We start from the raw sequence: 24,464 nt of genomic DNA on the forward strand, positions 1-24,464 counted from the left end.
CGGGGGCAGGTCGACGCCGGGGGTGCCCGATGGGCGTGGGGTCAGCCGGTGCGTACCCCGTCGAGCAGGGTCGGGTCGCCGGCCACGGTCAGGGTCTCGAAGCTGACCCGTCCCCAGAGCGCCAGCAGCAGGTCGCTCGCCGTACCGCTGACCTGCACCCGGGCGTGGTGCTCGTCGTGGTCGAGGATGGTGCCGGTGTCCAGCAGGGCCACCCCCTCGCCGCGCAGCCGCAGGTACCACTCCTGCGCGGCGTCGGTCGCCACCAGGCGTACCACCCCGTGCCACTGTCCGGTCGCCGTCCGCCGGCCGGCCGGCAGCCAGGTGTCGAGCACCTCGCTGACCCCGTCGGCCGCGAGCTTGGCTTCGATCGGCTCACCGGCAGCGATGGCGAGCTGGGCGTCCCAGCGGTGCACCGCCGTCTCGTGTGCCATCCGGCGTGGCCAGAAGCCGGCCTTCTTCGGCTGGGGCGCCCAGTTCCAGGCCGGCGCCTCCGGGTCCAGGGTGTCGAAGAGGGTCATCAGGTCGTCGTACGCCTGCTGCCACTGCTGCGCGGCGGTGAGGCCCGGCGTGGGGTCGGGACGCACCGACCGGGGCTGCTCCGGTGGCGTGCTCTGGCCGGACCCGGCGACGTTGCGCACCCACTGGTAGACGCCGGTGAGGTGCAGGGCAAGGTCGGTCACCGTCCAACCGGGGCAGGACAGCACGGGTGTCTCGGGCGGGGCCTCGGCCACTGCGGCGGCGAACGCCGGGCCCTCCGCCCGGAGCGCGCCGATCCAGAAGTCCTTGGTGCCGTGCATTCTGCTCATCGCCATCCTCCCGGGGGTGACCGGGCCACCAGTGGGTGCCACGGCTACCTCTCAGCCTAGGGTGAAAGACGTGCCTGACGTCTACGCCCAGCCGACAGCCGCCACCGAACCCGCCAGCACGGACAAACTGGCGCAATACACCACATTATGCCTCGGTGGTCCGGCCGGAAGCATCGTCACCGCAACCAGTGCCGAAGAGATCGTCGCCCGGGTACGCGAGGCGAAAGAGCAGGTCCTTCTGCTCGCCGGGGGCAGCAACGTGGTGATCGGCGACGCCGGCTTTCCCGGCACCGTGGTCCTCGTCCGCTCCCGGGGCCTGCGGGTGCTGGCCGAAAACGAGCAGACCGTGACCATCCGCGTCGAGGCCGGCGAACCGTGGGACGACCTGGTCGCCGCGACGGTGCACAACGGCTGGTCCGGGTTGGAGTGTCTCTCCGGCATCCCCGGCTCGACCGGCGCCACCCCGATCCAGAACGTCGGGGCGTACGGGCAGGAGGTCGCCGAAACCATCGTCGGCGTGCAGGTGTACGACCGCGTCGCCGGGACGGTGACCGAGGTCGCCGCCGCCGACTGCGGTTTCGCCTACCGGGCCAGCATCTTCAAGTACAGCGAGCGCTGGGTGGTGCTCGCGGTCGACTTCCGGCTGGCCCGCTCGCCGCTGTCCGGCCCGGTCCGGTACGCCGAACTGGCGCGGGCGCTCGGCGTCGAGGTCGGTGACCGGGTGCCGCTGGCGCAGGCGCGGGCCACCGTGCTCGGGCTGCGGGCGGGCAAGGGAATGGTGCTGGACGCGGCGGACCCGGACACCCGTTCGGTCGGCTCCTTCTTCACCAACCCGGTGCTGGACGGTGCGGGGTACGAGGTGCTGCGGCAGCGCGCCGCCGACATCGGCGAGCCGCCATCCTGGCCAACCGCCGGCGACCAGGTCAAGGTCAGCGCCGCCTGGTTGATCGACAAGGCCGGCTTCGGCAAGGGCCACCCCGGTCCCGACGGCGTCGCCATCTCCACCAAGCACACCCTCGCCCTCACCAACCAGACCGGCACCGCCACCACCGAGTCCCTGCTCACCCTGGCCCGCGAGATCCGCGACGGCGTCCACTCCCGCTTCGCCGTCCCCCTCCACCCCGAACCCGTCCTAATCAACTGCACCCTCTAACCCCACCCCCCACCCACGCCACCCCACCCCACCCCCACCCCCCGGCCTCAGGCGTTGATCAAGAGGTTTGCGTCGGGCGCAGGGGCGCGCCGCGACGCAAACCTCTTGATCAACCACGCGGGGGTGGGCGGTGGGGAGAGTGGGGGGTGGGGGTGGGGGTGGGGGTGGGGGCGATGGTGGGCCAGGGGAGGGTGAGTTCGCCCTGGCGCCAGCGGCGGGGGCGGTGGAGGATGGGCCAGCCCTGGGCATGGAGCGTGGTCACGGTTTTCAGCCAGCGCTGACGGGGGCCGTAGGGGGCGTACCCGGCGGCGGCGTGCCAGGCGTCGGTCAGCGCGCGGATCAGGTCGTGGATGGGTTCACCGGGGACGTTGCGGTGGATCAGTGCCTTGGGTAGGCGCTCGGCAAGCTCCGCCGGGGTCTGCATGGTGGCCAGCCGGGCGGCCAGGGTCAGCGAGCGCGGGCCAGTGGCGTCGAGCAGCACCCAACTGGCGAGGCGGCCCAACTCGTCGCAGGTGCCCTCGACCAGCAGCCCGCCGGGCGCCAACTGCCCGGTGACGGTGGCCCAGGCGCCGACCACCTCGCTCTCGTCGTACTGCCGCAGCACGTTGAACGCGCGCACCAGGGCGGGTCGGAGGCCGGCCAGTTCGAAGCCGCCCCGGGCGAAGGTCAGCCCGGGCGGATCGGCGGAGAACTGGGCGTCGGCGACGCGGACCGGATCGATCTCCAGCCCCACCACCCGTACGTCGGCGCGTACCCCCGTGGCCAGCCGGGCGCGAAGTTCCACGGCGGTCACCGGGCTCGCGCCGTATCCGAGGTCGACCACCAGCGGATCCGACGCGGCGCGCAGCGCGTCGCCGCAGGTCTCGACGATCCAGTTGTCCACCCGCCGGAGCCGGTTGGGATTGGTGGTGCCCCGGGTGACCACCCCGAGCGGCCGGGACGCCCACGTCGCCATGGCCGCGTTCCTCAGACTCCGCTCGCCCGGTGCACCTTGTGCTGGGCGGCCTGGGCCAGCGGGCGGACGACGAGACGGTCCACGTTGACGTGCTGCGGCCGGGTGGCGCACCAGGCGATGCAGTCGGCGACGTCCTCGGCGAGCAGTGGCTCGGCGACTCCGGCGTACACGGCCTGCGCGCGGTCGGCGTCTCCGCCGAAGCGGATCAGCGCGAACTCGTCGGTCTTCACCATGCCCGGGTCGATCTCGATCACCCGCACCGGACGGCCGCACAACTCCAGCCGCAAGGTGCCGGCGATCGCGGTCTGGGCGTGCTTGGCGGCGGTGTAGCCGCCACCGCCCTCGTAGACGGTGAAGCCCGCCGTCGACGAGACGATGACGATGGTCCCGGCGCCGGAGGACTCCAGCGCGGGCAGCAGCGCCTGGGTGACCCGCAGGGTGCCCAGCACGTTGACGTCGTACATCCATTGCCAGTCGCCGACCGCGCCGGCTTCCACCGGATCCATCCCACGGGCCCCACCGGCGTTGTTGACCAGGAGGGTGACCGGCCCGGGCGCCTGCTGCGCGGCCCGCGCGAGCGCCGCCACCGACTCGTCGGAGGTGACGTCGCAGGAGACCGCGGTGGCGGCGCCGCCGTCGGCGGTGATCTCGGCGATCAGCTGGGCCAGCCGGTCGGTACGCCGGGCCGCGGCCAGGACGTGGAAGCCCTCGCTGGCGAGTCGGCGGGCGGTGGCAGCGCCGATACCGCTGGATGCCCCGGTGACGATGGCGACACGACTCATCTGGCCATTCTCGCCCCTGCCCCGAGGGCTACGGGGCCGCCCCCGTGATGAAGTCGATCACGCCTGCGGGTCCGGACGACGTATTACCAGCCGCCTATCGGGAAGATGACATTCGGCGCGGAGGTTGACGCGAGAGGCACGCGGGTCGTGCAGGACGGCATCAACCCTGGCAAAGGGAGCAGAAGTGGCGGAATTGCACATCGGTGTCGGTCGTCAGCGAGGCGCCCTGCCGTGGCCGCGGCCACGGCGGATCGCGACGCTCTCGGTGCACACTTCTCCGCTGCACCAGCCCGGCACCGGGGACGCGGGTGGCATGAACGTCTACATCCTGGAGGTCGCCCGGCGGCTGGCCGAGGCCGACGTCGAGGTGGAGATCTTCACCCGGGCCACCTCGGGTGATCTCCCGCCGGTGGTGGAGATCGTCCCCGGGGTGCACGTCCGGCACGTGATGGCCGGCCCGTTGGAAGGGCTGACCAAGGAGGAGTTGCCCGGCCAGCTCTGCGCCTTCACCGCTGGCGTGCTGCGCGCCGAGGCGTCCCGCCCGCCGGGCCACTACGACCTCATCCACTCCCACTACTGGCTTTCCGGGCAGGTCGGCTGGCTGGCCAAGGACCGTTGGGGGGTGCCGCTGGTGCACAGCGCGCACACCCTGGCCAAGGTGAAGAACGCGCAGCTCGCCGCCGGGGACCGGCCGGAACCCAAGGCCCGCGTCATCGGCGAGGAGCAGGTCGTCGCCGAGGCCGACCGGCTGGTCGCGAACACCCGGGTCGAGGCGGGCGACCTGATCGAACGGTACGACGCCGACCCGACCCGGGTCGCGGTGGTCGAGCCCGGGGTCGACCTGGACCGGTTCTGCCCGCCGCCCGGCGACCGGGACGCCGCGACCAACGCGGCTCGGGCCCAACTGGGCCTGCCCACCACCGGTTACCTGGTCGCCTTCGTCGGACGCATCCAGCCGCTGAAGGCCCCGGACGTGCTGATCCGCGCGATCGCCGCGCTGCGCCAGCGGGATCCCGTGCTGGCCCGCGAGGTCTCCGTGGTGATCTGCGGTGGCCCCAGCGGCAGCGGGCTGGACCGGCCCACCGCCCTGATCGAGTTGGCCGCCTCGCTCGGCGTGGCCGACCGGGTGCACTTCCTGCCGCCGCGTACCGGCACCGAGCTGCCCCTGCTGTACCAGGCGGCCGACCTGGTCGCGGTGCCGTCGTACAACGAATCCTTCGGCCTGGTCGCACTGGAGGCCCAGGCCTGCGGTACGCCGGTGGTGGCCGCCGCCGTGGGTGGTCTGGTGACCGCGGTGCGGGACCAGGTCAGCGGGGTGCTGGTGCGCGGCCACGACCCGGTCGACTGGGCGCGCACCCTGGCCCGTCTGCTGCCCGACCGAGCCCGCCGGGCCGAGCTGTCGATCGGCGCCGCCCAGCATGCCCGCAACTTCTCCTGGCACCGCACGGCCGACGCCCTGCTCGCCGTGTACGGCGAGGCGATCGTCGCCCACCGCGCCCGCCTGACCTCCGAACTCGCCGCCTTCCGGTGACGACCGGCGGTGCTGAAAGGAAGGGCACCCTATTAACGCCTCGTGCATAGGAAGGGTCCCTTGCTAACACCTGGCTCGCCGCTAACACCTGGCTCGCCGCAGCCGGCAGCACCAGAGCGGCGGCCGTAGAGTTGATCCGATGAGTGACCTGAATGCCCTGATCGAGTCGGTCTGTGCCGAGCGGGAACTGGCCTGCGAGTCGACCGGCCCGGGGTCGTACGCGGTAACCCTGCCCGGCACCCACAAGCTCAAGACGATCTGCAACCTGATCGTCGGCGAGCACGCGCTGCGGATCGAGGCGTTCGTGATGCGTCAGCCGGACGAGCGCCGCGAGGAACTCTGGGCCTGGCTACTGCGGCGCAACGCCCGGATGTACGCCGTGTCCTTCTCCGTCGACGCCGTCGGCGACATCTACCTCACCGGCCGGGTCAACCCGGCCGGCATCGACGCCGACGAACTGGACCGCCTCTTCGGTGCGGTGCTGAGCTACGCCGACGAGTCCTTCGACACCATGCTGGAGATCGGCTTCGGCAGTTCGATCCGACGAGAGTGGGAGTGGCGGGTCAAGCGGGGCGAATCCACCGCAAACCTCGCGGCCTTCGCACACCTCTTCGAACCATCGGCCGCACCCGAACCATCGGCCGCACCCCAGCCGTAGGACAACGGCCGCGCCGCCGGCCGCACTCAAGCCAACGGCCGCACTCAAGCCAACGGCCGCGCCCGGGCCGCAGCCGTGGGACAACGGGGCGTACCCGAGCCAACCGCCGCACCCGGGCCAGCAGGCACTCGGCCCGCAGGTCACCCCCCGCAGCCGTGGTTCAGAGCGTTTCTGCTGGGTAAGCCGCACCGCGCGGTGCGGCGTTTGGGACCCGCCGCGCGCCGAGACTGAGTGTCGAGGAGCGTGAGCATCCATGGCTCAGCGAAACAGCTCGGGTCGCGGCGGGACCGCGACCAGGACCAGGCGGCAGACCGCCAACCAGACCCCGAACACGCCACGGATCTCCGAGTCGGAGATAGCCCGGATGCGGGTGGACGACATCCGTGGCCAACTGCGCCGGTACGGGGTCTCCGGCATCTCCGCGCTGCGCAAGCCGGAACTGGTGAAGCGGCTGGCCAGCACGCTCCGCTCGGGCGGGGCGGCGCGTCGCAGCAGCGGACCGGCCGGTCGTGCCAGCGCCACGAAGACGGCCGGTACGAAGCCGGCCCGTACCGCTGCGGGACGGGCGAAGGCGACGCCCGCCAAGCGGACCGGCCCGGCGCGGCAGGCGACGACGACCGGCACGGCCCGCAAGACCGGCACGGCCCGCAAGGCCGGAACCGCCCGTAAGACGACGACGGCCGCGCGCAAGACGACGGCGCCCGCCCGGCGGACCACCGCCGCTGTCGGGGCGAGGAAGGCGGCTGCGGGCAAGGCGCGGCCGGCGAAGACCACGTCGGCCAGCAGGACCACGGCAGCTGGCAGGACCACGTCGGCCAGCAAGGCCACGAATGCCCGTACGTCGGCACCGGCCCGGAAGAAGGCCACCACCGCCAGCAAGGCAGGTACGGCGACCCGCGCGGCCGGCCGGACCGCATCGGCCCGTACCGCGAAGGCCGCTCCGGCGCGTGGCGCCGCGAAGGCCGCCCCGGCGCGTGGCGCCGCGAAGGCCGCTCCGGCGCGTGGCGCGGCGAAGTCGGCCGGCGGTGGCGCGGTACGGACCGGGAGGTCCACGGCCCGGTCGTCCAGGTCCTCGCAGGTGATCTCGTCGATCCAGGACCGACCGGAGCGCCCGGGACGGAGCCTGGTCACCACCAACCACGACGTGATCCAGCGGTGGGCCCGGGAGCGTGGGGCCAAGCCGGCGACGATCAGTGGCACCGAGCGGGACGGTCGGGCCGGCGTGCTGACGTTCAACATTCCGGGTTACCGGGAGAGCAGCCGGATCCGTGAGATCAGTTGGGAGGAGTGGTTCCACACCTTCGACCTGCGCCGGCTGAACCTGATCTACCAGGAGCAGTTGCGCAACGGCCGGCAGAGCAACTTCTTCCGCACCGAGTCACCCGATCGCGAGGACGCGTGAGAGGTTTACGGGAATCCTCGCCGGGAACCCGCTGTTGGCGATGAACGAGCGGGACCGTGGGCGCTGTGACGGGGGAGACAGCCAGCCAGGTTGAATCCGTACCACGGGCCGAACTAGCTTTAATGAACCGCACCACGCTCGGAACCGTTCGGGGGAGCGGCGGATCGATCAGATCTGTGCAGCCGGGCGAGGTGTCGGGGGACGGGTGGATCCACACCGTTGGGGGACGGTGCCCACCTGTTTGGACCGGCGGCGCGAGCGGGCGTCGCTTACGGGGGTGAGTGCCGCCCGCCGCCGCCGGTCGTACGACCAGACGATGTGCCCGGCGGGTAACCGTGCCGGGCACATCGCGTTGTGCTCAGCCTGCCAGGGACGTCTCGGCGGGGCTGGCGGTGGCCCGGCGCAGCGCGGCCACCCGCCGCTCGCGAGGTGGCCCGGCGAGCAGGTGGCCACCGGCGGCCAGCAGGCCCAGTGCGCCGACGATCAGCCAGTGTGCGTCGCCCCACCATTGCAGGCTGAACCCGCCGAGCGTGGGTGCCACGAACGACGCGGCCGGGAAGGCCAGGTAGAACACCGACTGGTAGCGGGCCCGCAGGGTCGGTGGTGCCAGGTCCGCGTTGATCTGCGCGTTGGGTGGGGCGGCCAGCATCGAACCGACCGTCCAGACCACGCACGCGCCCAGGTAGACGGCGAGGCCGTCGGCCACGGCCAACGCACCGAAGCCGACCGCGAGCAGCGCCGTGGAGAGGGCGAGTACGTGCCCCTTGCGGTGCCGGTCGATGAGTCGGGGTACGAAGAGTTGCCCCAGTACGATCAGCACCCCGCCCAGCGCCACCACGGTGCCGTACGCCGATGGGCCGAGTCCGTCCGCGCGCATCGCCAGCGGCATGATCGTCGACGCCTGCGTGGTCAGCACGGCCAGTACGAAGGTCAGCCCGACGAAGACCAGGAAGTGCCGGTCGGTCAACGCGGTGTGCAGCCCGGGCCGGCGGGCCCGGCGTACGTCGATGGCCGGTGCCGACCGGCGGGTGAGCGTCTCTGGAACCTTCCAGGCGATCAGTGCCGCAGTGGCCAACGTGGCGGCGGCGTCCACCAGGAAGAGTGCCACGTAGCTCGCCTCGGCCAGCAGGCCAGCCAGCAGCGAGGCCACCGCCATGCCCAGGTTGAACGCCCAGAATTGCAGGTTGAACGCGCGGGAGCGGCGGTGTTCGGGCACCACGTCGACGATCGCCGCGACGAAGGCCGGGCTCGGCATCGAGTGGCTGACCCCGACCAGCAGGGCGAGCGCGGCGATCACCCCGAGGTGTTGGCTCAACGCCAGCGCGACCAGCAGCGCGGCGGTGACCAGGTGGGCTGCCACCAGGGTGGAGCGCCGGCCCCACCGGTCGGCCAGTACCCCGCCGAGCAGCATCCCGGCGGCGCCGCCCGCGCCGTAGGCGCCGACCACGACCCCGGCCAGGGACTCGCTGGCGCCACGGGCGGCGGTCAGGTAGAGCGACAGGAAGAGCAGCGCGAAGGCGCCGGCCCGGTTGATCAGTAGACCGACCCAGAGGTACCAGAAGGTCGCGGGCAGTCCACCTGCGGTGTCGGCGAACCAGCGGCGTACGGCTCCGGCCGCCCGGCGGTCGTGCTGGTCTGCGGCCCGCACTCCGACCTCCTGATCTGTTCGGTTACCTAACAGATCTTGCCGGAGCGGGATCGCGTGGGCGTGGGGAGGGGCCGTGGCCTACTGGCGGGTGGTCGCCACCGGCTCGGCCGCCTGTGGTGCGGCCGGCTGCGGCGCCGTCGACTGTGGCGTCACCACGGGCCCGACCCCGACGGTACGCAGCGCGACCGCGCGCCGCTCCCGGGCCGGCCCGGAGAGCAGGTGGCCCACCGCCATCACCAGGCCGATGACGGCGCAGCCCAGCCACAGTGTGGCGTTGCCGGCCTGTTCCCGCACCAGCCCGCCGAGGATCGGCGCGGCGGCCCCGGCCAACTGCCAGGAGAGGGAGAAGACGCCCTGGTAGCGGCCCCGCAACTCGCCCGGGGACAGTTCGGCGATGAGGGTGGCGTTGGACGGCGAGTTGAGCATTTCGCCGATCGTCCAGATCAGCACCGTCAGCCCGTAGAACCAGGCCGCGTCGGCGAACGCGGTCAGCCCGAAGCCGACCCCCATCACCACCGCCGCCAGGGCGAGTACGTGGGACCGGCTGCGGCCCCGGATCAGTCGGGGTACGAACAGTTGGCCGGCCACGATGAGTACGCCGTTGAGGGCGATCACCGAGCCGTACGTCGCCGGGCTCAGGCCCGAGTCGGACATCGCGATCGGCAGCATCGAGATGTGCTGGAGGAAGACCAGCGCGCCGAGCAGGTTCAGCGCCACGAACAGCAGGTACACCCGGTCGGTCAGGATCGTGCGTAGCGCGCCGACGGGGACGACACCGGTGGGCGCGCTGACCGTGATCGTCCGGGTCTCCTTGACCTTGACGAAGATGATCACGGCGGTGACCAGCGTGGTGCTCGCGTTGACCACGAAGAGCAGGAGATAGCCGGCCTGGGCGGCGAAGCCGGCGAGCACGGCGGCGCAGGCGAAGCCGAGATTGATCGCCCAGTAGTTGAGCGAGAAGGCCCGCAGCCGATCCCGCTCGGGCACCACGTCGACCATCATCGCGCCGAACGCGGGACGGGCCGCCTCGGCGAACAGGCCGAGCAGGAGGGCGCCCAACCCGACCGCCCACAGCTCGTGGGCGAAGCCCAGCGCGAGCATCATGACCGCGCCGCCCAGGTGGGCGGTGAGCAGGGTGGGACGCCGTCCCCATCGGTCGGTCAGGGTGCCGCCGACGGTGGTGCCGACCGCGCCGCCGACTCCCCAGAGGCCGAGCACGAGGCCCGCCTGGTAGGCGGAGAAGCCGCGCTCCTGGGTCAGGTAGATGGCGAGGAAGACGAGGACGAACGAGCCGAGCCGGTTGATCAGGGTGCCGGTCCAGAGATACCAGAATGTCCTCGGTAGCCCGCCTGTGGTGTCCCGGAACCATCCCCGTATCGCGCGCACGCCGGCGCCCCCGTTTCGTAATGACTGATGATCTAGCTGATCCTTACAACCTAGTGGCGGCCCGGAACCAAGGTCACCCCGATTTCCACGTGGTGGTCGTCACGACCCTTCCCGCGCGTGCCAACCCGGGTTGCGGCAGGATGATCGGCATGACAGCTAGCGAGGGACCCACCGTCGGGACGCTGGTCCTGCTGCGGCACGGCGAAAGCGACTGGAACGCCAAGAACCTCTTCACCGGCTGGGTCGACGTGGACCTGACCGAGAAGGGGGAGAACGAGGCGCGCCGCGGCGGCGAGCTGCTGCGCGAGCACAACCTGCTGCCGGACGTCGTGCACACCAGCGTGATGCGCCGCGCCATCCGGACCGCCGAACTGGCCCTCAACGCCGCCGACCGGCACTGGATCGCGGTGCGCCGGTCGTGGCGGCTCAACGAGCGCCACTACGGCGCCCTGCAGGGCAAGAACAAGAAGCAGACCCTGGACGAGTACGGCGAGGAGCAGTTCATGCTCTGGCGCCGTTCGTACGACACCCCGCCCCCGCCCATCGCCGACGACGACGAGTGGTCCCAGGTGGGCGACCCGCGGTACGCGTTGCTGCCGACCGAGCTGATGCCGCGTACCGAGTGCCTCAAGGACGTCGTCGAGCGGATGCTGCCGTACTGGTACGACTCGATCGTGCCGGACATCCTGGCGGGCCGTACGGTGCTGGTGGCGGCGCACGGAAACTCGCTGCGCGCCCTGGTCAAGCACCTGGACCAGATCAGCGACGAGGCGATCGCCAAGCTCAACATCCCGACCGGGATCCCGCTGCGCTACGACCTGGACCCGCTGCTGCGCCCGCAGACCCTGGGCGGCACCTACCTCGATCCGGTGGCGGCCAAGGAAGCCGCCGCCGCGGTCGCGAACCAGGGCCGCTGACTCGTCCAGACCGGTGGTTAACAGGGGCCCCCTGCTATACGCGAGGCGTTAACAGGGGGCCCTTCCTTACACCGGTTGGCCGGTGATCAGGTAGACGACGTGCTCGCCGCTGTTCACCGCGTGGTCGGCGAACCGCTCGTAGAAGCGGCCGAGCAGGGTGGCGTCGATCGCGGTTTCCACCCCGTACGGCCAGTCGGCGCCGAGCAGCACCTCGAACAGGCCCTTGTGCAGCTCGTCCATCGCGTCGTCGTCACTGTCCAGCTCGGCGGCGAGGTCGGCGTCCGGGTTCGCCAGCACCTTGGCGATCTTCTCCGCCATCCGGTCGGCGATGGCCGCCATGTCGACGAAGACCGGCCGCAACTCCGCCGGAACGGCGGGCGAGGGATGCCGGCGCAGCGCGGTCTTTGCGACGTGGTCGGCCAGGTCGCCCATGCGTTCCAGGTCCGCGGCCACGTGCAGGGCGGTGATCATGGCGCGCAGGTCGGAGGCGACCGGCGCCTGGCGGGCCAGCAGATCGCAGACCCGTTCCTCCACCTGTCGGTAGAGTTCGTCGATCTGGGCGTCCTGCTCGATGACGGACTCGGCCGCCCGTCGATCGGCGGTGAGCAGGGACCGGGTGGCCTGTCGTAGCGCCTCCCGCACGCCCTCGGCCATCTCCACCAGCAGTTGGCTGACGGCTTGCAGTTCGGCCCGGAACTCGTCGCGCATACTCACGTCCTGTCAGGGTTCGGTGCCGCCGGTACCGGCCGGCGGTGCTTTTGCGCAGGTCGCCGCCCAAGTTAGGGCGGGCGGGAGGCCCGGAGGTGAACGCCGGTGAACTGTGCCGGACGCAAAGGTGAACTTTCCCGGAAGTGAGCGTGCTTCGTCCCGTTCTGTTCGGTAGCTGGATGAACATTGACCCTACGATCACCGAGTGACGTGGGCGGTGACGGTGGGTGTGGCCGGGGCCCTGGCGGCCGGAGTGGTCGTCGGGTTGTGGCTGTCCCGGCTCGTTCCAACTGCACGTCGTCCGGCCAGTTCCACCCGCAGCGGGTGGGTCGGGCTCCGGTTCGGTAAGGGGAGGCACACGATCGTCGAGGATGTGCAGGCCGGGATCGGCCGACGCGCGATCGACTCGCTACGCGCGGGGGTCGTGGTGCTCGACGCCGACGACGTGCCGGTGCTCGTCAATCCCGCCGCGCGGGCGTTGGGGCTGCTGCGTACCGGTGCCCGACCGGGTTCGATGGTCGCGCACCCGCTGATCCGTACCCTGGCCGGGCAGGTCCGGCGCACCGGCGTGCGCCGCGAGATCGAGCTGGACCTGCCCCGAGGTCGCGACAGCGCGAGCGAGAACCCGCTGGGCGTGCACCTGCGGGCGATGGGCCTGGGCAACGGCTACGTCGCGGTGGAGGCGGCGGACGTGACCGAGTCGCACCGGCTCGCCCGGGTCCGCCGGGACTTCGTGGCCAACGTCAGCCACGAGCTGAAGACGCCGATCGGTGCGCTGCAACTGCTCGCCGAGGCACTGCTCGATGCCACCGAGCCGGCGGGTGCCGGGCCGCCCGACCTCTCCGAGGACCTGGTCGCCGCCCGCCGTTTCGCCGAGCGGATCCAGCACGAGTCGACCCGGCTGGGGCGGCTGGTGCAGGAGTTGCTGGAGCTGACCCGGCTCCAGGGCGCCGAGCCGCAGCCCGCCCCGGAGCCGGTCGCGGTGGACTGGGTGATCTCCGAGGTGGTCGACCGCACCCGGACCGCCGCCACCGCCCGACGGATCACCGTGGCGGTCGAGGCGGAGCGGGGGCTGACCGTGTACGGCAGCGACAGTCAGCTCGCCACGGCGTTGGCGAATCTGGTGGAGAACGCCATCAACTATTCGAGCGAGGACACGACGGTACGGGTCACCGCCCGTGCCGGCGCGGAGCACGTCGAGATCGCCGTCACCGACCAGGGCATCGGCATCGCCCCCACCGACGTCGACCGGATCTTCGAGCGGTTCTACCGGGCCGACCAGGCCCGCTCCCGCGCCACCGGCGGCACCGGGCTCGGACTGGCCATCGTCAAGCACATCGCCAGTAACCATGGCGGACGGGTCGAGGTGGCGAGCACTCTTGGTGGTGGGTCGACGTTCACCCTCCGGCTGCCCGCCAGTCCTCCGGAGGACCTGCTGTCGACACTGCCGTCGGTTGGTATCGAGTCCGGTCCGGCCGAGGCCCGGCAGGTCTGAGTGCACATGGGAAAGGAAACGCCGTTGAGTCGCGTTCTGGTGGTCGAGGACGAGGAGTCGTTCTCCGACGCCCTGTCGTACATGCTCCGCAAGGAGGGCTTCGAGGTCTCCGTGGCCGCCACGGGCACCTTGGCGCTCACCGAGTTCGACCGGACCGGCGCCGACATCGTGCTGCTCGATCTGATGCTGCCCGAAATGTCCGGCACCGAGGTGTGCCGGCAACTACGCCAGCGCTCGCACGTGCCGATCATCATGGTCACCGCCCGGGACAGTGAAATCGACAAGGTGGTCGGCCTGGAGATCGGTGCCGACGACTACGTCACCAAGCCGTACTCGCCCCGTGAGCTGGTGGCCCGGATCCGGGCGGTGCTGCGCCGGCAGAGTCCGGAGACCATCGAGTCGGGTACGCCGACGCTGGCCGCCGGCCCGGTCCGGATGGACATCGAACGGCACGTGGTGACGGTCGGCGGCGGTGCGGTGCAGTTGCCGCTCAAGGAGTTCGAGCTGTTGGAACTGCTGCTGCGCAACGCCGGGCGGGTGCTCACCCGGGGGCAGTTGATCGACCGCGTCTGGGGCGCCGACTACGTGGGCGACACCAAGACCCTGGACGTGCACGTCAAGCGCCTGCGTTCCAAGATCGAGCCGGAGCCGTCCACGCCGCGGCACATCGTCACCGTGCGGGGTCTCGGCTACAAGTTCGAGCCCTGATCCGCGTTCACGTTCCTCAGGCCGGGTCGGCGGGGTGCGGGGCGACCATGCCCTGCCGTAGCCGCACCGCGCACAGCTCGGCCAGCTTCGCGTACGCGGCCGCGCCGACCAGCGCGGTCAACTCCGGGCCGTACGACAGGTACATCGGCTCGGTCCCGACGTGCGCGTCCGTCGAGGACGTGCACCACCAGTCGAGGTCATGGCCGCCGGCGCCCCAACCCCGCCGGTCGAACTCGGCGAGCGTGGAGACCAGCACCTTGGTGTTGTCCGGCCGCTTGACCCACTCCTGATCCCGGCGGATCGGCAACTGCCAGCACACGTCCGGCTTGTACTCCAGCGGATGCACCCCGTCGCGCAGCGCCTGGGCGTGCAGCGCGCAACCGCCCCCACCGGCGAAGTTCGCGTCGTTCAGGAAGACGCACGGCCCCTCCGCCTCCTGGGTGGCGGTCCGTCGCGCCGGGTTCTTGCCGTCCACGGTGTCGTTCTCGGTCCAGTTCTTGAACCCGCGCCGGAAGTGCTGCCAGGTCGCCGGGGTGAGCCGCTTCACCGCCGCCCGGACGCGTTTCTCGTCGTCCGAGTCGGTGAAGAAGGCGCCGTGCGAGCAGCAGCCGTCGGCGGCCCGCCCGGCGATGATGCCGTGGCAGCCCTGGCCGAAGACGCAGGTCCAGCGGGAGAGCAACCAGGTGAGGTCGGCGCGTACCAGGTGCCGCTCGTCCGCCGGGTCGACGAATTCGATCCACTCCCGGGGAAAGTCCAGCGACACCTCGCGGCTGCGCGGGTCCGCCGGGTCGTCCACCAGCACGCGGAGTTCGATCTGCCCTGTCACTCGGCCCAGCGTACGCGTGGGACGCCGGTAAATCGGTCAAGTTGCCTCGGCAGCGCGCCCGATGGTGGTGCGGGGGCGGGCCGGGGGCCGGTCTGGGCAACGGCGGGCCAACGGGAGGCAACCAGGGCCCTGCGCTCGCTAGCTAGGGTGCTTCCATGCGACTGGGCGTCCTTGATGTCGGTTCCAACACGGTGCACCTGCTGGTGGTCGACGCCCACCGTGGCGCACACCCGTGGCCGGCACACTCCGAGAAGGCGGTGCTGCGGCTCGCCGAGCAGATCGCGCCGGACGGTGCGCTGCGCGCGGCCGGCGCAAGCGCCCTGGTCGAGGCGGTCGGCGTGGCCCGCGCCTCGGCCACCGCGCTGGAGGTCGACGAACTGCTCGCCTTCGCCACCTCCGCGGTCCGCGACGCGACCAACGCCGCCGAGGTGCTGGCCCAGGTGCGCGACGCCACCGGCGTACGCCTGGAGGTGCTCTCCGGCGCCGACGAGGCGCGGATGACCTTCCTCGCGGTCCGGCGGTGGTTCGGCTGGTCCGCCGGGCGGCTGCTGGTGCTGGACATCGGCGGCGGCTCGTTGGAGATCGCAGCTGGTGTCGACGAGGACCCCGACGTGGCGGTGTCCCTGCCGCTCGGCGCCGGCCGGCTGACCCGGGACCGGTTCGCCGTCGATCCGCAGAGCGCGGCGCCACCCGGCCCGCAGGCGGTGGAGGAGCTTCGGGAGTACGTCGACAGCCTGCTCGAACCGGTGGCCGAGCGGATGACCGAGGTGGGCTGGGAACGTGCGGTGGCGACCTCCAAGACCTTCCGTACGCTGGCTCGGCTCGCTGGTGCCGCCCCCAGCGGCGCCGGCCTCTGGGCCCGCCGAAGGCTCACCCGCGCCGGGCTGCGTCAGGTGCTCGGCTTCATCCGGCACATCGCACCCGCGCAGTTGGTCGAGTTGGAGGGGGTCAGCGCCGGGCGGGCGCACCAGTTGCTGGCCGGCGCGGTGGTCGCCGAGTCGGTCATGCGGCGGCTCGGTGTCGACTCGCTGGACGTCTGCCCGTGGGCGCTGCGTGAGGGCGTGATCCTCAGCCGGCTGGATCAACTGGTCCCAGAGTGACGCCGGCCGCCCTGGTCGCCCGGTTTGTGGGTTCTCGTCACGTTGGTTCAATCGACGGCGGCTACCCTCGGTGGTGTGACTTCCCGCGTCCCGGTGCTTCTCTCCAGTTCCTCGGTCTTCCCTGAGCGGACCGCGGCGGCGTTCCAGCTGGCCGCCGAGCTCGGCTACGACGGGATCGAGGTGATGGTGTGGACCGACGCCGTCAGCCAGGACGCCGGTGCGCTGCGTGGCTTGGCCGAGCACTACGGCGTGCCGGTGCTCTCCGTGCACGCACCCTGCCTGCTGGTGACGCAGCGGGTCTGGAGCCCGGATCCGTGGGAACGGCTGCGTCGGGCGGCCGTGCTGGCCGAGACGCTGGCGGCACCGACCGTGGTGGTGCATCCGCCGTTCACCTGGCAGCGGGACTACGCGCGCAACTTCGCCGACGGGCTGGACAAGGTGGCCGGCGAGTTCGGTGGACTGCGGTTCGCGGTGGAGAACATGTACCCGGTTCGGATGGCCGGCCGGCAGTTCGTGCCGTACGTGCCGGGCTGGGATCCGACCGAGGCCGGCTACCCCTCGTACACCCTCGACCTGTCGCACTGCGCCGCCTCGCACACCGACGCGATCGAGATGGCCGACCGGATGGGGGCCGGTCTGGCGCACGTGCATCTCGGCGACGGCACCGGGGAGGGGCGGGACGAGCACCTGGTGCCCGGTCGGGGCAACCAGCCCTGCGCGGAGCTGCTGCGTTCGCTGGCCGGTCGGGGCTTCACCGGATCGGTCGCGGTGGAGGTGACCACCCGGGGTGCGAAAAGCCGGCAGATTCGTGAGGCGGACCTGCGGGAGTCGCTCGCCTTCGCGCGCGAGCACCTCGGCGCCCCGTCGCCGGTCGAGGCCTGAACCTGCCGCCGGGCGGCGCAGGTCAGGAAACGGGGGTCAGCGGGTCGGTCTGGGTCGGGACGGCGGCCCGCTTGCGGGCCCGGTGCGCGGCCACGTGCGAGCGGGTGGCACAGCGCTCCGAGCAGAACCGGCGGCAGCAGTTCGACGACGTGTCCAGGTAGACGTTGCCGCAGCGGTCGTCCGCGCAGACGCCGAAGCGGGCGCTGCCGTACTCGCAGAGCCAGACCGACAGCCCCCACACCGCACCGGCGAGAAATTCCGAACTCACCGAGGCGCCCCGGCTGGTCACGTGCATGTGCCAGTCGCTGGAGTCGTGGCCCGAGATGCGTGGCTGCACCGGGAACGCCTCCAGCAGGGAGTTCAACTCGGCCACCGCCTGGGTGTCGCGCCCGGACGTGCCGTACTCGAAGACGTCGCGCAACCGCTTCTGCGCTCGCCGGAACACTGCCAGGTCGCGTTCCGCGACCTCGTCGCGCATCCACGCGTTGTCGTCGGGGAAGATGGCCCGTAGGTCGTCGAGGCCGTCCAGACGGGCATTGACAAGGTCAACCCCGGTCCGGGCGTACGCGTCGAAGTTCACCCTGCCAACGGTAGACGACTCATCCGCCCCGCGGCGTGTCGATGTAGTGCGGCAAGAACCGGGCGTAGCCGTCGGTGATCAGGCTCGCGCTCTCCCGTAGCCCGGCGCCGGCCGACTCGCCGTCGACTATCCAACTGCCCAGCACCAGCCGACTGCCGGCGAACTCGGGCAGCGCGCGGAACTCCTGATAACAGAAGCCCTCTTCGCCGTAGTCCCCCGGATTGCTGATCTCACCGGCGGCGGTGACGATCCGTACCGCCGCTCCCTCGCGGCCGAGCAGCGGCTTGGCGACGTACTCCGGCATGCCGCGCGGCGAGTCGAGGTACGCGGGCAGCAGCAGTTCGTGCTCGGGGTACAACTCCCAGAGCACCGCCAGCAACGCCTTGTTGGACAGCAGCAGCTTCCACGCCGGCTCGATCCAGGTGGTCGGCGTACCCGGCTCCAGAGCCAACGGCCCGTACGGCTCGGCGAGCATCCACTCCCACGGGTAGAGCTTGAAGCAGGTGGTGATCGGACGGTCGGCGGTGTCGACGAAGCGGCGGCCGTCCCAACCGATCTCCTGAACCGGCAGCAGTTCCACGTCCAGCCCGGCCTGGCGGGCGGTCTCGGCCAGGTAGCCGGCGGTCATGTGGTCCTCGCCGGTCTCCTCCTCATTCGACCAGGCCACGTGCACCCGCCGGTCGTGCAGCCCGGCGCCGATCTTCGCCCAGGCGGCGACGAGCCGCTCGTGCAGGCTGTTCCACTGGTCCAGTTCCGGCCGGGTGTGCTCCAGCCAGTACCACTGGATGATGCTCGCCTCGACCAGCGCGGTCGGGGTGTCCGCGTTGTACTCCAGCAGCTTCGGTGGCCAACTGCCGTCGTACCAGAGATCGAACCGGCCGTACAGCGTGGGCGGCGCCTCCCGAAGTGACCGGGCGACCGCCTCGGCCGCCCAGGCGGGGATGCCGAACTCGGCGTACCGGTTGCGGGCGACCACGTGCGCGGCGGCGGCCACCGACATCCGGTGCAACTCCTCGGTGGCCTCCTCCAACCGCAGCACCTCCGCCAGGTCGAAGGCGTAGGCGGCGGTCTCGTCCCAGTACGACATCACTGCGCCGTCGGGCAGCTCGGTGTCCACGTACACCAGGCCCTGAGCGCGGATGGTGGCATCCCAGTCGGGGCGCGGGTCGACCCGCTCGCGGCGCATCTCAGCCCCCGCAGGAGGCCAGGTGGGAGCCGAAGCCGCCGCGCTCGGGCACGGCCGAGCCGACCGGTTCCGGTGCGGCGCGGTTGACGGCCGGCTCGGCGGCGGGGGCCGGGATCCGCATCGCCAACGCCACGGTGTCACCGCCACCGGTCGGGCCCATGGCGCAGTCGTCATCGTCGTCGGAGGACATGTTGCAGCCGGACAGGGCGAGCGCCAGGGCGGTGAGCGCGCCAAGCTGCACGGAGGCCGATCGGAGTCGGCGGCGGGGGTGTTGTTCCACGCCATCGTTGTAGCCGATGAACGCCAGATTCACCGCCCCGCAGGCGGTGCGTACGGGGGCGGCACCCGTGGGCCGGGTGGGCGTTACGCTCGGCTCATGCTCCGTTCCGTCATTCTCGCCGCCTCCCGGTCATCCCGGGTTGAGCAGCTCGTCGCGACGGCCCCGTTCTCGCGGGACGTCGTGCGCCGGTTCGTCGCCGGCGCCCAGACCGCCGACGCGTTGCGCGTGACCCGCGAACTCGTCGACGGCGGCCTCGCGGTCACCCTCGACAACCTCGGCGAGGACACCGTCACTCCCGAGCAGGCCACCGCCACCCGGGACGAGTACCTCACCCTGCTGCGGCAGCTCGCCGAGGCGGAGCTGACCCCGGGCGCCGAGGTGAGCGTCAAGTTGTCCGCGCTCGGCCAGGCGTTCGACGAGCAGCTCGCCTACGACAACGCGCGGGCGATCTGCGCCGCCGCCGACGCCGCGCGGACCACGGTCACCCTGGACATGGAGGACCACACCACCACCGACTCGACCCTCGACATCCTGGCCAAGCTGCGCAAGGACTACCCGTCGACCGGGGCGGTGCTCCAGGCGTACCTGCGGCGCACCGAGTCGGACTGCCGCGAGCTGGCCTCGGCCGGGTCCCGGGTACGGCTGTGCAAGGGGGCGTACAAGGAGCCCGAGTCGGTGGCCTACCAGTCGACCCGCGAGGTGGACAAGTCGTACGTCCGGTGCCTGAACATCCTGATGTCCGGCGACGGCTACCCGATGCTGGCCACCCACGATCCACGACTGATCGCCATCGGTGAGGACCGGGCCCGCTGGTTCGACCGTGGTCCGGAGCGTTTCGAGTTCCAGATGCTCTACGGCATTCGGCCCGAGGAGCAGGCCCGGCTGGTCGGCGAGGGCTACACGGTGCGCACCTACGTGCCGTACGGCGACGACTGGTACGGCTACCTGATGCGCCGGCTCGCCGAGCGCCCGGCCAACCTCGCCTTCTTCGCCCGCGCCCTGGCCTCCCGCAAGTAGCGGGCGGCAGCCGCAGCCTCGGCTTGACGTGCGAAGCTAAGCACGCTAGCTTTCTGGCTATGGTTACTAGCTTCGTGGGGCGGGACGGCGGACGGATCGCGTACGAGGTGCACGGTCAGGGGCCGTTGGTGGTTCTCTCCCACGGCATGGGGGAGAACCGCCACTCCTACCGCCACCTGATCCCGCTGCTGGTGGCGGCGGGCTACCGGGTGGCCTCGGTCGACGTGCGGGGGCACGGCGACTCCACCGCCGGCTGGCCGACGTACGCCCCGGCCGACGTGGGCGGCGACCTGCTGGCGGTGGTACGTGATCTCGGGGGCGGGCCGGCCACCCTGGTCGGCAACTCGTCCAGTGCCGCGGCAGTCGTCTTCGCCGCCGCCGAGGCACCCGAACTGGTCGGCGGGCTCGTGCTCGTCGGTGCGTTCGTCGCGCCGCCGAAGCTCAACCCCGTCCTGCGGCTGGCCGTCTGGGCGGTGGTCCGCAGCCCTCGGCTGTTCGGCATGTTCCACCGCACCCTCTTCCCGGTCCACCGGCCACCGGACGACGCCGAGTACCGCAAGTCGATGGTGGCCGGGCTGCGCCGGCCCGGCCGGATGGTGCCGGTGCGGGAGGTGGCCGCCCCGGTGGAGCCGCACTGGAGCACCCTCGCCCCGCAGGTGCGCCAGCCGGTGCTGGTGCTGATGGGTACGAAGGACCCCGACTTCCCCGACCCCGGAGCCGAGGCCCGCGCCGCCCGGCGGCTCTTTCCGCTCGCCGAGGCGCGGATGATCACCGACGCCGGGCACTACCCGCACGCCGACCGGCCCGAGGCCATGGCCACCGAGTTGACCGGCTTCCTGGCGGTGACCGACGGTGCCTAGAGCCGGGCTCAACCAGCAGGTCGTGGTGCGCGAGGCGGCCCTGCTCGCCGACGAGGTCGGATATCACAAGCTCACCCTCGCCGCACTGGCGAGCCGGCTCGGCGTCGCGCTGCCCAGCCTCTACAAGCACGTCAAGGGCGCCGACGACCTGGCGCAGAAGCTTGCCGCGCTGGCCCTGGCCGAACTCGTCGAAGAGATGAACACTGCCGCCGCCGGCCGCAGCGGCGGGGACGCACTACGGGCCGTCTCCACCGCCTACCGGTCGTACGCGCACCGGCACCCGGGCCGCTACCCGGCGGCACAGCGGGTGCCCGATCCGACCGATCCGGCACACGTGGTCGCCGCCGAGCGCGCGGTCGGCGTCGGCTACGCCATGCTGCGTGGGTACGGCATCGAGGGCGACAGCGCGGTCGACGCGCTACGCATGTTCCGGGCCGCCATGCACGGCTTCGTCACGCTGGAGGCGGCCGGCGACTTCGGCCTGCCCCGCGAGGTCGACCGCTCCTTCGACCAGATGATCGAGGCCCTGGGCGCGGCCTTCGCCGCCTGGCCGACGTCCGCGCGTACCGACGCCGGCTGACCAGCCGGCGCGCGGAGTTCCGACACTTCCCCGGAAGTGGCCGGGGGTCGTACCCTTCGCCCGTGACACACGGGGGGCCTACGGCCGACGACCAGCCGATGCCGAGTGACCCGACACCAAGCGACGTGACACCCGCCGGACCACCGGCCGTGGTGCCGCTGGCCGCCGAGCCGCCGGCCGTGGAGCCCCTGGCCGCCGAGCCGCTGGCCGTGGTGCCGGTCGCCGCTGCGCCGGCAGGTCCCGGTGCGGTGCCGCCGGTTGGTGCGGTGCCCGCCGGGAACGGGCGGCGTCGACGCTGGCCGTTGTGGGCCGCGCTCGTCGCGGTCGTCCTGGTGTTGAGCTGTGGCGTGCCGGCAGCGCTGCTCGTCGGCGGGTTCCGGGATGCCGGGGGCGGCGAGCCGTCGCCGAGCGCCTCGGTGACCGAGAATCCGACCACTGTGGCCGCACGGCAGGTCGCCGAGCGGATCAAGGCGCAGTTGGACAAGCAGTCCGCGGCGCTGCTCGGCGGAGATCGGGCCGGCTTCCTGGAGATCGCGCAACCCGCCGCGCACAAGGATCTCCGTGGCCGGTACGCGGCGCTGCGGGCGTTGAAGGTGACCCGTTGGGAGGGGCATCCGAGCGGCCTGCCCACCACGGCCGCCCGGCCCGGCGAATGGCGGTTGCCGGTCGAGTTCCGGTACTGCTTCGTGTTGCCGCAGTGCCAGACGAGCCCGGTGGTCATCGAGACCCGGTGGCGGGACGGGGCACAACCCCGCCTGCTCGCGCTGGGCAGGTCGAAGACCTCGCCGTACGTGGTCGGCCGGATGAACGGGCAGCCCGGCAACCTGCCGTGGGAGCTGAGTGAACTGGTCAGCGCGGTGGGAAAGCGCACGATGGTGGCCACCACCCCGGCGTACCGGCACCGGCTGCCGGGGCTGTTGAAGCGGGCCGAAGCGGCGGCGAAGGTGGCCGACTCGTACACGGCGACCGGTGCCGCACCCGACCGGTACCGGATCTTCTACGCCGGCCCGAAGGAGTGGAAGCGCTGGTACGGGGGTGAACAGCCGTCGTGGGGAGCCGGGTACGCCATCAACGTCGGCGGCGGCCACTACGAGATCGTGCTCGGGCCGGAGAGCTTCGAGTACGGCCCCTACCTGGACGAACTGCTCCGGCACGAGCTGGCCCACGCCGCCTCCCTGCCGGAGAAGGACTACACGGACGAGTCGACGTGGTGGTTGACCGAAGGGCTGGCCGAACAGGCGGGAGCCGACGGGCGACCGGTCCGCCGGTACGAGGGTCTGGCCGAGACCCGGCGGTTGGTCCGGGGTGACTGGAACGGCAAGCTGGACACCCTCTCGCCCGACCACGACACCTCGGATGAACGGGTGGCCGGCAGTTACGGCATCGCCTACCTCGCCGTCCGGTACCTGGTCGACCGCTTCGGCGAGGAACGGGTCCTGGCCTTCGTCAAGGCTGTGGTGCACGACCTGCGGATCCCCAGGCAGACCAGCGAGGAGATCTTCGACGAGAAATGGGCCGACCTGCACAAGGCGTGTGTGGCGTACATCCGCTCGGCCGTGCGCTGACCGGCATGGCGGGTCCGCGCCCGGTCCGACCGGGCTCGTAGCATGAGTCGGTGCGCCGCACCGACTCGCCGCGGCTGCTTGCAGTCACGCGGCCCCGCCTGTTCACCGCCCTGCTCGCCGTCATCGTCCTGACCTTCACCACCGCCGCCTCCTGCGGTGGCGACGCACCGCCGATCGCGTTCGCCTCGGCGGTGCGGGCCCCGGTGACCGAGGAGATCGATGCTCCCGCCACGGTCGTCGCCCGGGCGGCGGCCACCATCACCGCCCCCGCCGACGGGACGCTGCGCAGCCTCCGGGTCGAGCCGGGGCAGCGGGTCAAGCGCGGTCAGGTGCTCGCCGTGGTCGACTCGCCGTCGGCGCGGGAGCGGCTCCGGCAGGCCCGCGCCGCGCTCGACGCCGCCAAGCGGGCCGGCGGTGGCGGTGGTGGCGGCAACCTCACCGGCTCGTTGCGGGGTACCGACCGCGCGGCGGCGCAGGCGCACGACGCGGCCCGCGCCGCCGCCGCGAAGATCAGCGATCCGGAGCTGCGTAAGGCACTGCTCGCGCAGGTCGAGTCCGCGCAGCGGCAGTACGACGCCGCCGCCCGTGCCGCCGACCGCGCGGTACGCGAGGTGCAGCGCGGCGTACGCAACCTGAACTCCGCGGTCGGCGCGCTCGCCACCGCCCAACGCATCCAGGCCCAGCAGGCGTACGACCTGGCCAAGGCGACTGTCGACGCGTTGACCCTGCGGGCACCGATCGCCGGCGTGGTGCAACCGGGCGGTGTCAGCACCGGCGGCGGCTCGGCCGGTGCCCTCGCCGGGCTGCTCGACGCCGCTGGCCCGATGCCGGCCGGGATCGACCCGGGCGCCCTCGCCGCCCCGCCGGCAGGCCCGCCCCCCGGGGTGGACACGGCGGTCCCGGTGGGTGGTCGGGTCACCGCCGGCACTCCGGTGCTGACCGTGGTGGACACCGGCGCGCTGGGGCTGCTGGCCGAGGTGGACGAGACCGACGTGCTGCTGGTCCGGGTCGGTCTCACCGGCACGGTCGAGTTGGACGCGGTCACCGGCGCGAGCTACGAGGCGACGGTCCGCTCGATCGACGTACTGCCCAGCACCTCGGCCCGGGGCGGGGTCAGTTACCGGGTCCGGCTCTCGCTCGGCGCTGGCCGGTTCGGCGAGGCGGAACCGGCGCCGACCCCGCGACCCGGGATGAACGCGGTGCTGCGGCTGCGGGTCCGCGAGGCGGCGGACGCGGTGACCGTACCCGCCTCCGCGATCTTCTCCGCCGACGGGCGGGACACCGTCTGGGTGGTACGCGACGGCCGGGCCGGTCGGGCAGCGGTCACCGTCGGGGTCCAGGGCCAGGATCTGGTGCAGATCGTCGACGGGGTGCAGCCCGGCGACCGGGTGGTGATTCGCGGCGCCGACCAGGTGCGCGACGGCCAGGAGGTCGGGTGA

General features: G+C 72.0%; 24 protein-coding genes and 1 pseudogene. 14 read left to right on the forward strand and 11 right to left on the reverse strand.

From position 1 onward, the window contains the following. Positions 1-41: 41 nt before the first annotated feature. Positions 42-806, reverse strand: coding sequence for a maleylpyruvate isomerase family mycothiol-dependent enzyme (locus E0H26_RS06810; RefSeq protein WP_131302195.1), 765 nt, complete (start codon positions 804-806; stop codon positions 42-44). A gap of 70 nt (positions 807-876) precedes the next feature. Between E0H26_RS06810 and E0H26_RS06815 the strand changes: the two genes are divergently transcribed. Next, positions 877-1,959, forward strand: a complete 1,083-nt coding sequence (locus E0H26_RS06815; RefSeq protein ID WP_131302198.1) for a UDP-N-acetylmuramate dehydrogenase — start codon at positions 877-879, stop codon at positions 1,957-1,959. A 109-nt stretch (positions 1,960-2,068) separates the two neighbouring features. Here E0H26_RS06815 and E0H26_RS06820 read toward each other — a convergent pair whose 3' ends face one another. Both E0H26_RS06820 and E0H26_RS06825 read right to left on the reverse strand, forming a co-directional pair. After that, positions 2,069-2,914, reverse strand: coding sequence for a class I SAM-dependent methyltransferase (locus E0H26_RS06820; protein ID WP_131302201.1), 846 nt, complete (start codon positions 2,912-2,914; stop codon positions 2,069-2,071). 11 nt (positions 2,915-2,925) lie between these two features. Next, positions 2,926-3,696, reverse strand: a complete 771-nt coding sequence (locus E0H26_RS06825; RefSeq protein ID WP_131302204.1) for an SDR family NAD(P)-dependent oxidoreductase — start codon at positions 3,694-3,696, stop codon at positions 2,926-2,928. Positions 3,697-3,880: 184 nt separating this feature from the next. Between E0H26_RS06825 and mshA the strand changes: the two genes are divergently transcribed. Together mshA and E0H26_RS06835 are read left to right on the forward strand one after the other, a co-directional pair. Then, positions 3,881-5,227: a D-inositol-3-phosphate glycosyltransferase gene (mshA, locus tag E0H26_RS06830; RefSeq protein ID WP_131302208.1), complete on the forward strand. Its 1,347-nt coding sequence runs from the start codon at positions 3,881-3,883 to the stop codon at positions 5,225-5,227. Positions 5,228-5,366: 139 nt separating this feature from the next. After that, positions 5,367-5,885 carry a type III secretion system chaperone family protein gene (locus tag E0H26_RS06835; RefSeq protein ID WP_131302211.1) on the forward strand — a complete coding sequence of 173 codons (519 nt, stop codon included), beginning with the start codon at positions 5,367-5,369 and terminating at the stop codon, positions 5,883-5,885. A 258-nt stretch (positions 5,886-6,143) separates the two neighbouring features. On the opposite strand, the gene E0H26_RS30555 is transcribed toward E0H26_RS06835, so the two are convergent. Next, positions 6,144-7,016 (reverse strand): hypothetical protein, encoded by an 873-nt coding sequence (locus E0H26_RS30555; RefSeq protein WP_240742038.1) that lies wholly within the window; start codon positions 7,014-7,016, stop codon positions 6,144-6,146. On the opposite strand from E0H26_RS30555, the pseudogene E0H26_RS30560 reads away from it, so the two are divergent. Continuing rightward, positions 6,898-7,287, forward strand: a pseudogene (locus tag E0H26_RS30560) (hypothetical protein); the annotation flags it as partial. The gene E0H26_RS30555 and the pseudogene E0H26_RS30560 sit on opposite strands and share 119 nt — an antisense overlap. A gap of 358 nt (positions 7,288-7,645) precedes the next feature. On the opposite strand, the gene E0H26_RS06845 reads toward E0H26_RS30560, so the two are convergent. Continuing rightward, positions 7,646-8,935 (reverse strand): MFS transporter, encoded by a 1,290-nt coding sequence (locus E0H26_RS06845; protein ID WP_131302217.1) that lies wholly within the window; start codon positions 8,933-8,935, stop codon positions 7,646-7,648. Positions 8,936-9,013: 78 nt separating this feature from the next. Beyond that, the gene (locus E0H26_RS06850; protein WP_131302220.1) at positions 9,014-10,321 is read right to left on the reverse strand and encodes an MDR family MFS transporter; all 1,308 of its coding nucleotides are present in this window, start codon (positions 10,319-10,321) and stop codon (positions 9,014-9,016) included. A 149-nt stretch (positions 10,322-10,470) separates the two neighbouring features. Here E0H26_RS06850 and E0H26_RS06855 point away from each other — a divergent pair, with 149 nt between their 5' ends. Continuing rightward, entirely contained in the window at positions 10,471-11,238 is a 768-nt protein-coding gene (locus tag E0H26_RS06855; protein ID WP_131302225.1) for a phosphoglyceromutase, read from the forward strand. A gap of 66 nt (positions 11,239-11,304) precedes the next feature. Here the strand turns inward: E0H26_RS06855 and phoU are convergent, their stop codons facing one another. Then, positions 11,305-11,946 (reverse strand): phosphate signaling complex protein PhoU, encoded by a 642-nt coding sequence (gene phoU, locus E0H26_RS06860; protein ID WP_131302620.1) that lies wholly within the window; start codon positions 11,944-11,946, stop codon positions 11,305-11,307. A 205-nt stretch (positions 11,947-12,151) separates the two neighbouring features. Here phoU and E0H26_RS06865 point away from each other — a divergent pair, with 205 nt between their 5' ends. Together E0H26_RS06865 and E0H26_RS06870 are read left to right on the forward strand one after the other, a co-directional pair. Continuing rightward, positions 12,152-13,441 (forward strand): ATP-binding protein, encoded by a 1,290-nt coding sequence (locus tag E0H26_RS06865; protein ID WP_206024909.1) that lies wholly within the window; start codon positions 12,152-12,154, stop codon positions 13,439-13,441. Between the two features lie 24 nt (positions 13,442-13,465). Next, positions 13,466-14,149 carry a response regulator transcription factor gene (locus tag E0H26_RS06870; protein ID WP_131302228.1) on the forward strand — a complete coding sequence of 228 codons (684 nt, stop codon included), beginning with the start codon at positions 13,466-13,468 and terminating at the stop codon, positions 14,147-14,149. A 16-nt stretch (positions 14,150-14,165) separates the two neighbouring features. On the opposite strand, the gene E0H26_RS06875 is transcribed toward E0H26_RS06870, so the two are convergent. Continuing rightward, on the reverse strand, positions 14,166-14,975 hold the full coding sequence (locus tag E0H26_RS06875) for a DUF3109 family protein (protein WP_131302231.1): 810 nt from the start codon (positions 14,973-14,975) through the stop codon (positions 14,166-14,168). Between the two features lie 155 nt (positions 14,976-15,130). Here E0H26_RS06875 and E0H26_RS06880 point away from each other — a divergent pair, with 155 nt between their 5' ends. Then, positions 15,131-16,075 (forward strand): Ppx/GppA phosphatase family protein, encoded by a 945-nt coding sequence (locus tag E0H26_RS06880; protein ID WP_131302235.1) that lies wholly within the window; start codon positions 15,131-15,133, stop codon positions 16,073-16,075. Between the two features lie 75 nt (positions 16,076-16,150). Next, positions 16,151-16,957 carry a sugar phosphate isomerase/epimerase family protein gene (locus E0H26_RS06885; RefSeq protein WP_206024911.1) on the forward strand — a complete coding sequence of 269 codons (807 nt, stop codon included), beginning with the start codon at positions 16,151-16,153 and terminating at the stop codon, positions 16,955-16,957. Positions 16,958-16,979: 22 nt separating this feature from the next. On the opposite strand, the gene E0H26_RS06890 is transcribed toward E0H26_RS06885, so the two are convergent. Genes E0H26_RS06890 through E0H26_RS06900 form a run of 3 tightly spaced genes read right to left on the reverse strand, consistent with a single transcriptional unit; the run spans position 16,980 to position 19,036 of the window. Then, positions 16,980-17,537, reverse strand: coding sequence for a CGNR zinc finger domain-containing protein (locus E0H26_RS06890; RefSeq protein ID WP_131302239.1), 558 nt, complete (start codon positions 17,535-17,537; stop codon positions 16,980-16,982). A gap of 19 nt (positions 17,538-17,556) precedes the next feature. Further along, positions 17,557-18,723, reverse strand: coding sequence for a glutathionylspermidine synthase family protein (locus E0H26_RS06895; RefSeq protein WP_131302242.1), 1,167 nt, complete (start codon positions 18,721-18,723; stop codon positions 17,557-17,559). A 1-nt stretch (position 18,724) separates the two neighbouring features. Further along, positions 18,725-19,036, reverse strand: coding sequence for a hypothetical protein (locus tag E0H26_RS06900; protein ID WP_240742040.1), 312 nt, complete (start codon positions 19,034-19,036; stop codon positions 18,725-18,727). A 63-nt stretch (positions 19,037-19,099) separates the two neighbouring features. Here E0H26_RS06900 and E0H26_RS06905 point away from each other — a divergent pair, with 63 nt between their 5' ends. The 5 genes from E0H26_RS06905 to E0H26_RS06930 all read left to right on the forward strand — a co-directional run bounded on the left by E0H26_RS06905 (position 19,100) and on the right by E0H26_RS06930 (position 24,464). After that, positions 19,100-20,020 (forward strand): proline dehydrogenase family protein, encoded by a 921-nt coding sequence (locus E0H26_RS06905; protein ID WP_131302245.1) that lies wholly within the window; start codon positions 19,100-19,102, stop codon positions 20,018-20,020. A 59-nt stretch (positions 20,021-20,079) separates the two neighbouring features. Then, complete coding sequence (locus E0H26_RS06910) at positions 20,080-20,880, forward strand: alpha/beta fold hydrolase (RefSeq protein ID WP_131302248.1); 801 nt, start codon at positions 20,080-20,082, stop codon at positions 20,878-20,880. Then, positions 20,873-21,460, forward strand: coding sequence for a TetR/AcrR family transcriptional regulator (locus E0H26_RS06915; protein ID WP_131302251.1), 588 nt, complete (start codon positions 20,873-20,875; stop codon positions 21,458-21,460). The genes E0H26_RS06910 and E0H26_RS06915 overlap by 8 nt, the downstream gene beginning before the upstream one ends. A 62-nt stretch (positions 21,461-21,522) precedes the next feature. After that, positions 21,523-23,025, forward strand: a complete 1,503-nt coding sequence (locus tag E0H26_RS06925; protein ID WP_240742041.1) for a hypothetical protein — start codon at positions 21,523-21,525, stop codon at positions 23,023-23,025. A 50-nt stretch (positions 23,026-23,075) separates the two neighbouring features. Further along, positions 23,076-24,464 (forward strand): efflux RND transporter periplasmic adaptor subunit, encoded by a 1,389-nt coding sequence (locus E0H26_RS06930; protein WP_131302254.1) that lies wholly within the window; start codon positions 23,076-23,078, stop codon positions 24,462-24,464.

It is taken from the genome of Micromonospora zingiberis (assembly GCF_004331455.1).
GTDB classification, from domain to species: domain Bacteria; phylum Actinomycetota; class Actinomycetes; order Mycobacteriales; family Micromonosporaceae; genus Micromonospora; species Micromonospora zingiberis.

Bases quoted from the DNA above. Each gene is read 5' to 3' on its own strand.
- E0H26_RS06910 (WP_131302248.1), top strand. From the start codon at position 20,080: ATGGTTACTAGCTTCGTGGGGCGGGACGGCGGACGGATCGCGTACGAG.
- E0H26_RS06810 (WP_131302195.1), bottom strand. From the start codon at position 806: ATGAGCAGAATGCACGGCACCAAGGACTTCTGGATCGGCGCGCTCCGG.
- E0H26_RS06905 (WP_131302245.1), top strand. From the start codon at position 19,100: ATGCTCCGTTCCGTCATTCTCGCCGCCTCCCGGTCATCCCGGGTTGAG.
- E0H26_RS06820 (WP_131302201.1), bottom strand. From the start codon at position 2,914: ATGGCGACGTGGGCGTCCCGGCCGCTCGGGGTGGTCACCCGGGGCACC.
- E0H26_RS06855 (WP_131302225.1), top strand. From the start codon at position 10,471: ATGACAGCTAGCGAGGGACCCACCGTCGGGACGCTGGTCCTGCTGCGG.
- E0H26_RS06825 (WP_131302204.1), bottom strand. From the start codon at position 3,696: ATGAGTCGTGTCGCCATCGTCACCGGGGCATCCAGCGGTATCGGCGCT.
- E0H26_RS06835 (WP_131302211.1), top strand. From the start codon at position 5,367: ATGAGTGACCTGAATGCCCTGATCGAGTCGGTCTGTGCCGAGCGGGAA.
- phoU (WP_131302620.1), bottom strand. From the start codon at position 11,946: ATGCGCGACGAGTTCCGGGCCGAACTGCAAGCCGTCAGCCAACTGCTG.
- E0H26_RS06880 (WP_131302235.1), top strand. From the start codon at position 15,131: ATGCGACTGGGCGTCCTTGATGTCGGTTCCAACACGGTGCACCTGCTG.
- E0H26_RS06895 (WP_131302242.1), bottom strand. From the start codon at position 18,723: ATGCGCCGCGAGCGGGTCGACCCGCGCCCCGACTGGGATGCCACCATC.